General features: G+C 68.4%; 12 protein-coding genes. 8 read left to right on the top strand and 4 right to left on the bottom strand.

Annotated elements, in window-relative coordinates; genetic code table 11:
- Positions 1–4: 4 nt before the first annotated feature.
- Positions 5–301, top strand: a complete 297-nt coding sequence (locus K3G64_RS03600) for a WXG100 family type VII secretion target (RefSeq protein ID WP_238889054.1) — start codon at positions 5–7, stop codon at positions 299–301.
- Between the two features lie 111 nt (positions 302–412).
- Here the strand turns inward: K3G64_RS03600 and K3G64_RS03595 are convergent, their stop codons facing one another.
- Positions 413–733 carry a putative immunity protein gene (locus tag K3G64_RS03595; protein ID WP_238889053.1) on the bottom strand — a complete coding sequence of 107 codons (321 nt, stop codon included), beginning with the start codon at positions 731–733 and terminating at the stop codon, positions 413–415.
- A 223-nt stretch (positions 734–956) separates the two neighbouring features.
- Between K3G64_RS03595 and rplM the strand changes: the two genes are divergently transcribed.
- From rplM to K3G64_RS03565, 6 genes are all read left to right on the top strand, one after another.
- Complete coding sequence (gene rplM / locus K3G64_RS03590; protein ID WP_238889050.1) at positions 957–1,400, top strand: 50S ribosomal protein L13; 444 nt, start codon at positions 957–959, stop codon at positions 1,398–1,400.
- The gene (rpsI, locus tag K3G64_RS03585; protein ID WP_370647086.1) at positions 1,397–1,861 is read left to right on the top strand and encodes a 30S ribosomal protein S9; all 465 of its coding nucleotides are present in this window, start codon (positions 1,397–1,399) and stop codon (positions 1,859–1,861) included. The genes rplM and rpsI overlap by 4 nt, the downstream gene beginning before the upstream one ends.
- A gap of 366 nt (positions 1,862–2,227) precedes the next feature.
- Positions 2,228–2,857, top strand: coding sequence for a hypothetical protein (locus tag K3G64_RS03580; RefSeq protein WP_238889048.1), 630 nt, complete (start codon positions 2,228–2,230; stop codon positions 2,855–2,857).
- A 166-nt stretch (positions 2,858–3,023) separates the two neighbouring features.
- Entirely contained in the window at positions 3,024–4,361 is a 1,338-nt protein-coding gene (gene glmM, locus K3G64_RS03575; RefSeq protein WP_238889046.1) for a phosphoglucosamine mutase, read from the top strand.
- 40 nt (positions 4,362–4,401) lie between these two features.
- On the top strand, positions 4,402–4,707 hold the full coding sequence (locus tag K3G64_RS03570; protein WP_238889044.1) for a type VII secretion target: 306 nt from the start codon (positions 4,402–4,404) through the stop codon (positions 4,705–4,707).
- A gap of 112 nt (positions 4,708–4,819) precedes the next feature.
- Entirely contained in the window at positions 4,820–6,181 is a 1,362-nt protein-coding gene (locus tag K3G64_RS03565) for a hypothetical protein (RefSeq protein WP_238889042.1), read from the top strand.
- A gap of 21 nt (positions 6,182–6,202) precedes the next feature.
- Here K3G64_RS03565 and K3G64_RS03560 read toward each other — a convergent pair whose 3' ends face one another.
- The 3 genes from K3G64_RS03560 to K3G64_RS03550 are packed head-to-tail and all read right to left on the bottom strand — an operon-like array spanning position 6,203 to position 9,416.
- Positions 6,203–7,489 (bottom strand): HNH endonuclease, encoded by a 1,287-nt coding sequence (locus K3G64_RS03560; protein ID WP_238889040.1) that lies wholly within the window; start codon positions 7,487–7,489, stop codon positions 6,203–6,205.
- 35 nt (positions 7,490–7,524) lie between these two features.
- A complete protein-coding gene (locus K3G64_RS03555; protein ID WP_238889039.1) occupies positions 7,525–8,571 on the bottom strand; it encodes an LLM class F420-dependent oxidoreductase in 1,047 nt (348 codons plus the stop codon).
- Entirely contained in the window at positions 8,571–9,416 is an 846-nt protein-coding gene (locus tag K3G64_RS03550) for a dienelactone hydrolase family protein (protein ID WP_238889037.1), read from the bottom strand. Before K3G64_RS03550 ends, K3G64_RS03555 begins: the two co-directional genes overlap by 1 nt.
- A 55-nt stretch (positions 9,417–9,471) precedes the next feature.
- On the opposite strand from K3G64_RS03550, the gene glmS reads away from it, so the two are divergent.
- Positions 9,472–11,340: a glutamine--fructose-6-phosphate transaminase (isomerizing) gene (gene glmS, locus K3G64_RS03545; protein WP_238889035.1), complete on the top strand. Its 1,869-nt coding sequence runs from the start codon at positions 9,472–9,474 to the stop codon at positions 11,338–11,340.
- Positions 11,341–11,474: the final 134 nt, after the last annotated feature.

Here is an 11,474-nt window from a genome sequence, read left to right as displayed (position 1 = left end):
CGTCATGGACCATGTGCTGTCGTACAACTTCGGTGAGATCGAATACAGCGTCCGCCAGGAGATCCATTCCACCTCGGCCCGACTGAACGGTGCGCTCGACGAGTTGCGGACCCAGATCGCGCCGCTGCGGGAAGTGTGGACACGCGAAGCGGCCGAGGCGTACCGCGTCGAGCAGATGCGCTGGGAGCAGGCGGTGACCGCGCTCAACGAGATCCTGTTCAGCTTGGGCAACGCGGTCCGCGACGGCGCCGCCGACGTCGCCGCGACCGACCGCAGCGCGGCGAGCGCCTGGGGCGCCTAGCTCGTCGAAGACCTGCGCGGTCCGTTCGGAGGAGAGCCGGACGACCCGTGCCGGATGGTTCTGCGCCACCGTGGCTCGTAGGAGAGGCGGCTGCGGTGGCGCAGGACTGCGTCAGCGAAGCAAGGCGTCCAGTGCCCACATCAGTTCTCCGACACGTCCGCCGCCGGGTGGAGCGGGTGGATAGCGCGCAAGGACCGCTGCCACCGCGGCGGTTGCGGCATCGCGCGCCCGGCCGAGGTGGTCGTCGGCCACCGATGGGTCACCACCGGCGGAGAGTTCGAACGCCCGCGCGGCGTGGGCGGCCGCGCGAGCCCGTGCGTCATCGGGACGACCGGCTGAAAAGATCGGTAGTGCGGTCCGCGCGCACGCCGCGGCATAGCTGGCGACCTCGCGTAGCTCGGTCATGCCGAGATCGATGCTCGCATCCGCCACGGCGCCATTGTCGGTCAACAGCCCCCGACCTGCGCACGAGTTCAGTGAAGGCATTTTGACCTGCGACGACGCCCACGGGTAAGCTGCCTCGTTGGCGTGCGGTAAGCACGGGTCCTCGGGTCACCGTCGGTCGCCGAGAATCACCCGCCCGCAAACGCCTGACCGGCACCCGGGTCACCGGGATCCAGAACCGGGGCAGGACCCCGAAAGGAAAGGTAGCGCTGTGCCTACATACACGCCGAAGGCCGGTGACACCACGCGGACGTGGTACGTCATCGACGCCACCGACGTGGTGCTCGGCCGGCTCGCCGTCGCAGCAGCGAATCTGCTGCGTGGCAAGCACAAGCCGACATTCACACCCAACGTCGACGGTGGCGACTTCGTCATCGTCATCAATGCGGACAAGGTCGCCATCGGTGGCGACAAGCTGCAGAAGAAATTCGCCTACCGCCATTCGGGTTATCCCGGCGGTCTGCGCAAGCGCTCGCTCGGTGACGAGATGGAGAAGCACGCCGACCGGGTTGTCGAGAGGGCGATCCTCGGCATGATTCCGCACACCAAGCTCGGCCGTCAGATTCAGAAGAAGCTGCGGGTATACACCGGCCCGGATCATCCGCATACCGCCCAGCAGCCGGTTCCGTACGAGATCAAGCAGGTGGCCCAGTGACCGAGACCGTTGACAACACTGAGACCGGGACGGACCCCGCCACCGAGGCGGCGCCCCGCGAGCCCGTGTACATCGACCGCCCGATCCAGACCGTCGGCCGCCGCAAGGAGGCTGTGGTCAGGGTGCGCCTGGTGCCCGGCACCGGTCAGTTCGACCTCGACGGCCGCAGCCTCGAGGCCTACTTCCCGAACAAGGTGCACCAGCAGCTGATCAAGGCTCCGCTGGTGACCGTGGATCGGGTGGACAGCTTCGACATCTACGCCCACCTCGACGGCGGCGGTCCGTCCGGCCAGGCCGGCGCGCTGCGGCTGGCCATCGCGCGGGCGCTGATTCTGGTGCAGCCCGAGGACCGGCCGGCCCTGAAGAAGGCCGGCTTCCTGACCCGCGACCCGCGGGCCATCGAGCGCAAGAAGTACGGCCTGAAGAAGGCGCGCAAGGCGCCTCAGTACAGCAAGCGCTGATCGACCGATCGACAACGCCGGGTGTGCCTGCACACCCGGCGTTGTCGTTTGTGCGGTAGCGGACGACCAAATGGTTTCGGGTGCCAGTAAATGTCTGGATGGGGACCATGATTGTTTCGCAGCTGGAAGTGTGGACCGAGGCGCCGATTAATTGCGACACCAGTTAATTAGTGTGCATCTGTTTTCTAACGCTGGCGAAAATATTTTCCCGGTTTCCGTTTTAGCGATCCTTCAATCGGAAATCACTGCGGTGGGAGCACGAGTGCTAGGTGCGGGGCGGTCCACTACCGCCTCCGGTGCGACGTCAGCCGCTGCGGGTCGGGGGACCGGATCGCTGCTTCCTTGACAATTGACAAGGAGTGATTCATGAGAATTCACATAATGCGGCTCTTCGCGGTTGTCGTGAGCGCCGCGATGATGGCAATGGTCGGCGCCCTCGGCATCGCGCCAACTGCGTCGGCTCAGCCACCTGCCGGCGGCAACGCGCAAAACACCGTTGACATCACCGGTACCGGACCGGGCGGAAAGCAGGTCTTCACCGGTACGTTCACGGCGACCGGTCCCGTCCGGGAGAACCCCAACCCCGGGGAAGGCCCTGACGCGCGACCACTGCTTGTCACCGGCCTTCTCAAGGGCGAGCTGGACCCCTCCGGTGGGCAATCACAGGGACAAGGCCGGGGACCCGTGAGGCCGGTGGAGCAGACAGTTGAGATGCCCGCGAAGATCAACCCGCAAGCTGCTGCAGCACCCGCGGCAGGCGAGAGCTTCCAGGGAACTTGTGAGGTGCTCTCACTGATCCTGGGCCCGCTGGATCTGCAGCTGCTGGGCCTGAGGGTTCAGCTCAACCAGGTGGAACTGCTCATCACGGCGATTCCTGGTGGCGGCCTGCTCGGCGACCTGTTGTGTGCACTGGCCGGTGGCCCGTCCGGAACTCCGCCGCTGGCACAGATCGTGGACCTGTTGAACCAGATCCTCGGGATACTCGGAGGACTCTGATATCCGAAATCGCTAGCTAGCACCGACGGCACCGCCCGTACGCGACCGCGTACGGGCGGTGTCGTTCGTCCGTCCATGGTCTCGATCGAGTATCAGTTCGGCTCCGTGACGGCCGATGACCTCGTCGCTTAGGTGATTGGGCGCGGGCTGTGAGAAATTTGTCCGCATGGCTCGACTGTTCGGCACCGACGGGGTGCGCGGCACAGCCAACCGCGATCTGACCGCTGAGCTGGCCCTGGCCTTGGGTTCCGCGGCGGCTCGTCGGCTCGGCAGCACAGGTGGACACGCCCGACGGGTGGCTGTCGTGGGCCGCGATCCGCGGGCCAGCGGCGAGATGCTGGAGGCTGCGGTCATCGCCGGCCTGACCAGCGAGGGCGTCGACGCGCTGCGGGTCGGCATCCTGCCCACTCCGGCGGTGGCCTATCTGACCAGCGCCTACGATGTTGACTTCGGCGTGATGATCAGCGCGTCGCACAACCCCATGCCCGACAACGGCATCAAGATCTTCGGCCCGGGCGGTCACAAGCTCGACGACGCCACCGAGGACCGCATCGAGGAACTGGTCAACCAGGGACCGGTTGAGCGGCCCACCGGCGCAGGAATCGGCCGCGTCGTCGACGCCGAGGACGCGCTCGACCGTTACCTCCGCCACGCCGGCAAGGCGGTGACCACGCGGCTGGACGGCATAACCGTGGTCGTCGACTGCGCCAACGGGGCCGCGTCGACCGCCGCACCGAACGCCTACCGCGCCGCCGGCGCCAATGTCATCGCGATCAGCGCGCGACCCGACGGCCTGAACATCAACGACGGCTGCGGGTCGACGCACATGGAGGCGCTGCGCTCGGCGGTGGTCTCCTACGGAGCCGACCTCGGGCTCGCACACGACGGTGACGCCGACCGCTGCCTGGCCGTCGACGCCGACGGCCGGGTCGTCGACGGCGACGCGATCATGGTGATCCTGGCGCTGGCGATGCAGGACACCGGCGAACTGTCGTCCAACACCTTGGTGACGACGGTGATGAGCAACCTCGGCCTGCACCTTGCGATGCGTGCGGCCGGCATCGACGTCCGGACGACCAGCGTCGGTGACCGGTACGTCCTGGAGGAGCTTCGCGCAGGGGAGTACTCCCTGGGCGGAGAGCAATCCGGACACATCGTGATGCCGGCGTTGGGCACGACGGGTGACGGCATCGTCACGGGTCTGCGCCTGATGTCGCGCATGGCGCAGACGCGGTCGGCGCTGGCCGCGCTGGCTGCGCCGATGCAGACGCTGCCGCAGGTGCTGATCAACGTGGAGGTCGCGGACAAGGCGACGGTCGCCGATGCACCGTCGGTTCGCACGGCGGTCGCCGAAGTGAAGGCGCAGCTGGGTGATACGGGGCGAATCCTATTGCGGCCCTCCGGTACCGAGCAGGTGGTGCGCGTGATGGTGGAGGCCGCCGACGAGGACACCGCACGGCAATTGGCGGTTCGGGTCGCCGAGCAGGTCAGCGCTCAGCGCTGAGAGTGGAACCGGCGGGCGCGCTGCGGCGTCCAAGCCATACATGGGAGAAACTGACGCTGCCCACGTCGATGTGGCCGCGCTGAACGATGTCGCCCGGCACTACCAGGGTGTCGCCGATGCCATCGACGACGCGGTGCGGACCCAGCTGACCGCCCTGGCTTTCGACGGCGCTGCTGCTGGCCGCGGGTACACCGGCCGTGGGGATGCCCTCCGATCCGCTGTCGACGACGTCGTCACCGGGTTGCGGCAGTGGTCACGGGCGTCGGCGGAGATCGCGGCGACGCTACGAGCCTCGGCCGAGCGGTATGCCGACGCCGATGCCCGCGCGGCCCGGCGGGTGGGCTGACGTGGCCGGGAGTCACGACGCGGCAGCACGATTGAGCCAAGGGTTACCCGGTGTCGGCGACATCGAGCGCTATGTCTCGGCGTGTCGCGCCCTTGGATATCAGCATCCCGACTTGACGGCCCATGCTGCACAGGTGCGGGAGTGGTACACCAACGAAGACGGCATGAATCTGGTTGCGCTGGAGACGGACTGCGCGGCGCTGCAGGCCGCTTCCGCGGCAATCGAAGGAGTGCTCGCCCGGCAGGACGCTCAGCGTGTGACGCTCGCTGCGGCATGGCAGGGGACCGGAGCGCGGGCGACAGGGGCGTTTCTCGCCGAGCACGGCGCCTCTTCGGGGGTAACGGCGGCCGCAGTGCGTTCCGCTGCGCATACCTTGGGTGACTTGAGGGACCGTTTGTGGCAGGCCGTCGACGGGAAGGTCGCGACGGTGCTCGCGATCGACGCCGCTGCGCAGGCCCGGCGCGACGACTGGCTGATGGCGGCAGAAACGGTGACCACCGGGGCGGGGGACCGTGCCACGGCCAGTGAACTGGTGGATCAGGAAGTCAAACCCTTCGTGGACAACACGATCGGCGGACAGTGGCTCTCGGCGATGCGGGACGCTGTCGAGGCCATCGAAGCGGCCTACGACGCCGCGACCGCCGAGCTCGCATCGCAATCCGCTCCTGCCTTCGAGGTGCCGGGTGAGCTCGGGCCGACGTGGGCGCCCGCCGCTGCTGCAGGCGCCGGCTCCTCCGGTGTGGCGGCGATGCCCGGTATCCCGGCGGTCGTCGGCAGTGCTGCGCCGCCGAGTGATGCGGCACCGACCGTAACCACCGCGCCGGTCTATCCGGCGGGTGCGAGTTCCCCTGCGGCACCGGCCGTTTCCTCCGCCGCCCCACAGTGGATGCCGACGCCGCCGCTACCGACCGACACGGCCGGCGGCGCGGGGACGGCGCCGCCGATGCCTTCGCTCGGTGGAGGAGGTCTGCCCGACATCGGAAGCGGGTTGTCGAGTTTCGGGCAGCAGCTCGGTGACCTGTTCGGAGGTTTGATCGGCGACGCGGAGCTGGGGCGGCCCGGGTTGGGAGACCCTACGGACGTCGACGAGATCGAGGAGATCGATGACCGACTCGAGGAGCCCGTCGACATGCTCGACGACGATCCCGAGTCCGAGCTCGACGAGGATCCCGAGTCCGAGGTGGACGACGAGCCGGAGAACGACGAAGGCGACGAGGCGCAGGAGGAACCGGTCGATGCCGCCGCTACCGAGACCTGCACACCGGAACCGCCACCTGCGTCGCCGGTAGACGTGCCACCGGAGGAACCGGCGGCCGTCCTGCCGTCTGAGCCGGCGGAGCAGCAGCCGGCGCCGGCGGAGCCACCGGCCGTCACGCCCGAGCCACTGGCCGTCCCGCCTGAGCCGCTCGCCGAACCTGAGGCCGGGACGCCATGTGAGATAGCCGCCGACGAACTGCCGCAGGTCGGTGAATGAGCACGCGCCGCGCGGAGGCGCTCAGGCGGCGTGTAAGCCCGTGAGCGCGATCGCGATGCGGGCTTCGACTTCGCTGACGTCGATGGCCGGTGGGCCTGGTGGTTGGGGTGCCGCCGAGTGGTGGTGTGCGCCGGTGGGGGTGATGAACTCGGCGTGGTGCACGCCGTCGACTTCGCTGGTGTGGACCTGCCAGCCGGGTGCTTCTTTGGTGTAGTTGCACTGTTCGCAGGAACCGAGGCCGTTGAGGACGTGGGTGGGTCCGCGGCGGTGTCGCGGGACGGCGTGGTCGGTGTGGCGGATCGGGGCGTTGCAGTAGGGGGTGCGACATCGCTGATCGCGCAGGGCGATGAAGCGGGCCAACCCTTTCGGGAAGCGTCTGGCTCTGGATTCCATGGCCACCAGCGCCGCGCTGGCGGGGCGGCGGTAGAGCCGCCGCAGCGTGGCCTGCGAGCGCCGGTCCAGGCCCGCTGCGGTGATGAGTTGGCGGGCGATCTCGGCCGGGATGGGCCCGTAGCCGTCGAGGACCGCGGGGCTGTCGTCGCCGCCGAGCAGTGTCTGATCGGCCATGACCAGGTTCACCGCGACCGGTTCAGCGACCTCGGCGGGCCTGCCGGTGATCCGTTCGTAGAGCGTGTCGGCCATCACCTGCCCGCGGGTGCGCTCGTCGACGGTGGTGTCGGCGTGGCGTTTGAGCGCCGCGTACACCCCGACGCCGTGGGCGACCGGCAGCAGCACGGTCACGTTGGTCATGCAGTCGGGTGCGGGCCGGATCGTGACCGTGCGGTCGGCTGCAGCCTTGGCCGCGCGTTCGACCACCGCGTGCGGGTCCAGGCGGTAGGCGATCGTTTTGGCGTGCGCCTCGATGCGCTTGTCGCCTTTGCCCTCCAGTGCGGCGGCATCGGCGCACATCTCGGCGTCCAGGGCGCGGCGGTGCTTGACACTTAGACACGCCGATTCGCGCACGATCAGGGTGGCCCGCCATTCGGAGAGCGCCCCGGCTTCCAGGGCGGCCAGCGTGTGGGGCATCTCGTGGACCAGGGCTTTGGCCAGCCCGAGGTGGCGGCCCCCGCGCACCGGGGCGTCGCGGCGGGCCAGGGCGATCTCGCCGGCCAGCCCGCGCCCGCGCCGGGCGGGCGGGATCCCGGCGGCGGCTTCGGCGGCGCGGCGCTGAGCATCCAACAACGCCGCCGCGCGGGCCTGACCGGCCGCAGCGGCCGACTTCACCCGCTCCAACCAGGCGATGCGCTCCACCAACGCCGCCTCGTCAGCGGTCTGCTCGACCACCGCCAACCCCGCCGCATCGAACATATGTGCGATTATGCCACCGGGCACTGACACGGGCGTCAGAGCAGGCCGCGCAACTCCTCGACGAACCGCACCGACTCTTGCCTGTCGCCCGACAGCGGCTGCAGCAACAGCGTCGTCGCACCGGCTGCCGCGTAGGCGGCCACCCGCTCCTTCACGAACCCGCGCGGACCGACGAGTGACACGTTGCGCACCAGTTCATCGGGCACCGCGGCGATCGCCTCGGCCTTCTTTCCGTCGAGATAGAGATCCTGAATCCGGTCGGCCACCTCGCCGTAGCCGTACCGAGTGGCCAGGTTGTGGTAGAAGTTCCGTCCGCGTGCGCCCATGCCGCCGATGTAGAGCGCCAATTGCGGTTTGGCCCACGCCAACCGGTCGTCGACGTCCACACCGATCGCCAGGGGAGCGCTCACCATGACGTCCAATGGCCCCAGGACGGGATCCCGTTTGGCGAAACCCGCCCGCAGCGCGTCGCCCCAGACGTCGTCGGCCTTCTCCGGGTGGAAGAAGACCGGCTGCCAACCCTCGGCGATCTCGGCGGTGAGCTCGACGTTTCTCGGGCCTAGCGCGGCGATCGTGATCGGAATGCGTTCCCGGACGGGGTGGTTGATCAGCTGCAGGGGCTTGCCCAGACCTGTTCCCTGCTCGGCAGGCAGCGGGATCCGGTAATGCTTGCCGTCGTGCTGCACCCGCTCGCGGCGCCACACCTTTCGGCAGATCTCGACGACCTCGCGGGTGCGGCCCAGCGGCGCGTCGAAGGGCACACCGTGAAAGCCCTCCATCACCTGGGGGCCGGACGTGCCGATGCCGAGCCGGAACCGGCCGCCGGAGACGTAGTCCAGCCCCGCGGCCGTCATCGCCAACAACGTCGGGGTCCGGATGTAGATCGGCACGACACCGGTACCGAGCTCGACCCGCGACGTGCGGGCCGCCAGGAAGCCCAGCTGGCTGATCGCGTCGTAGGAATAGGCCTCGGCCACCAGAGCGATGTCGATGCCCACCTTCTCGAGTTCGACGACGTCGTCCACGGCCTCTTGAAAAGCCGAGTAGGCCCCCGCGTAGGGCAAGAAGATTCCGGTCCGCATCATGGCTTCAACAGGGCGATGACCTTGTTCTCCAGGTCCACCGGGTCGTCCGAGAACGGGTCGAGCACCGGAGCCTTGGGCAACTCGACATCGGGGTCGGAGAAGTCGCGATAGGTCTTGTCGCCGGCCAGCGCGTGCAGCAGATAGCCCGTCATCAGTGCCCGCACAATCTTCTGCGTCCCGCGGTCGGCGCCGGGCAGACCGACGACTCGGGCCATCCGTCGTCCTTCGATCAGCCCGCCGGCCTTGACGCTCTTCAACGCGCGCAGCGTCGACGAGGGCCAGACGCGCGCCAGCTCGACGGCATTGGACCGCAGCGACATCGGATCGCCGGGATCGGCCAGGATCAGCCCGGGCAGCTGCAGGCTCGATGCCGGCTCGATGGCAGGGGGAGCGCTGACTGTGGGGAACATCGCAATGACTGCTTTCGGCTTGGCCGGCATCCCGGCCGCGGCGAACACCGCCGCCGACCCGCCGAATCCATGGCCGACGACGCCCAGCTTCGTCGGATGCACGCTGATCTTGCCCGGGCCCAACCTGACACCGGCGATGATGTCGAGGGTGGTGCCCAGGTCGTAGGCCAGATTGAGCACCGACGGCGCCAGGCTGGTCTCCGTGGCGGGCGCCGCGGCGACGATGCCCCACGACGCCAGGTGCTCCAGGGTGCCCTCGTATCGGTCGGCGCCGGCGAGCCAGTCGTGGCCCAACGCCACACCGGGCAGGTTCATGCCCGCTTCGGGGGTGTATACGACGCCGGAAAGCCCGGCAAAGGCCAGGTCACCGCGCAGAACGCGGTGCGGGCCGCGGCGGGTCAACGCTTTGAAGAGCTTCTTCGTGCGAGCCACCAGACGACCGTAGCCCACCCGGCCGCAGGCGGATCTTGCACTACCCTGGAGGGCTATGTGTGGAATCGTCGGCTACGTCGGGCAGCGTCCTGCCTGCGCAATCGTGGTCGACGCGCTGCGGCGGATGGAGTATCGCGGGTACGACTCGGCCGGCGTCGCGCTGCTCGACGGCGACGGCGGGCTGACCGTGCGCCGCCGGGCGGGCCGGCTGGCCAACCTGGAAGCCGCCCTGACCGACTCCGACATGGGTGAACTCGCCGGCAGCACCGGCCTCGGCCACACGCGCTGGGCCACCCACGGCAGGCCCACCGACCGCAACGCCCATCCTCACCGCGACGCCGCAGGCAAGATCGCCGTGGTGCACAACGGCATCATCGAGAACTATGCCGCCCTGCGGCGTGAACTGGAGTCCGCAGGCGTGGAGTTCGCCAGCGACACCGACACCGAAGTTGCGGTTCATTTGGTCGCCCGGCAGTACCGCGATGGCGACACCGCCGGTGACTTCGCGCAGTCGGTGCTCGCCGTGCTGCGCCGCCTGGAGGGGCACTTCACCCTGGTGTTCGCCAACGCCGACGACCCGGGCACCATCGTGGCCGCCCGGCGCTCCACCCCGCTGGTCCTCGGCGTCGGCGACGGCGAGATGTTCGTCGGCTCAGATGTCGCCGCGTTCATCGAGCACACCCGCGACGCCGTGGAGCTGGGTCAGGACCAGGCCGTCGTCGTCACCGCCGACGGTTACCGGATCACCGACTTCAACGGTGCGGATGACTCCGCGAGTGCGCGGTCTTTCCATATCGACTGGGACATGTCGGCCGCCGAGAAGGGAGGATACGAGTACTTCATGCTGAAGGAGATCGCCGAGCAGCCCGCAGCGGTGTCCGACACCCTGTTGGGCCACTTCGTCGACAACCGCGTCGTGCTCGACGAGCAACGGCTCTCCGACCAGGAACTGCGTGAGATCGACAAGGTCTTCATCGTCGCCTGCGGCACCGCCTACCACTCCGGGCTGCTGGCCAAGTACGCGATCGAGCACTGGACACGGCTGCCGGTAGAGGTGGAGCTGGCCAGCGAATTCCGTTATCGGGACTCGGTTCTCGACCGCCACACGTTGGTGGTGGCGATCTCGCAGTCCGGCGAGACGGCCGACACGCTCGAAGCGGTGCGTCACGCCAAAGAGCAGAAAGCCCGGGTGCTGGCGATCTGCAACACCAACGGCAGTCAGATCCCCCGCGAGTGCGATGCGGTGCTCTACACCAGGGCGGGTCCCGAGATCGGCGTCGCGTCGACCAAGACGTTCCTCGCCCAGATCACCGCCAATTATCTGGTGGGACTGGCGCTCGCTCAGGCGCGCGGCACCAAGTACCCCGAAGAGGTGGAACGCGAGTACCGCGAGCTCGAGTCGATGCCCGATCTCGTGGCGCGGGTTCTCGACACCGTGGAACCGGTCATCGCACTGGCCCGGCGTTTCGCGCCCTCGCAGACCGTACTGTTCCTGGGCCGCCACGTCGGCTATCCCGTAGCGCTCGAGGGCGCCCTCAAACTGAAGGAACTGGCGTACATGCACGCCGAGGGCTTCGCCGCCGGTGAGCTCAAGCACGGTCCCATCGCGTTGATCGAGGACGATCTGCCCGTGATCGTGGTGATGCCGTCGCCGAAGAATGCCGCGACGCTGCACGCCAAGCTGCTGTCGAACATCCGCGAGATCCAGGCGCGTGGCGCCATCACCATCGTCATCGCCGAGGAAGGAGACGACACCGTGCGGCCGTACGCCGATCATCTGATCGAGCTCCCGGCGGTGTCCACGCTCTACCAGCCGTTGTTGTCGACGATTCCGCTGCAGGTCTTCGCCGCCGGCGTCGCACAGGCCCGCGGCTACGACGTCGACAAGCCGCGCAACCTGGCCAAGTCCGTCACCGTCGAGTAGGTCGGGGCGCCCGAAAGGGGCGGCGAATACAGGTACGACGCTAGCTGCTCAACGCAGTTGGTTACGTCCAGGTAGTCGCCTTAGCGAGGAACCAGAGGTAACCACTCCTGTCCACCGCCACCGCGAGTGTAGTT

This window comes from Mycobacterium sp. IDR2000157661, assembly GCF_022317005.1.
Taxonomy (GTDB): Bacteria; Actinomycetota; Actinomycetes; order Mycobacteriales; family Mycobacteriaceae; genus Mycobacterium.
Note: the sequence above shows the minus strand (reverse complement) of the source record. Positions and strands in the feature narration are given on the sequence as shown.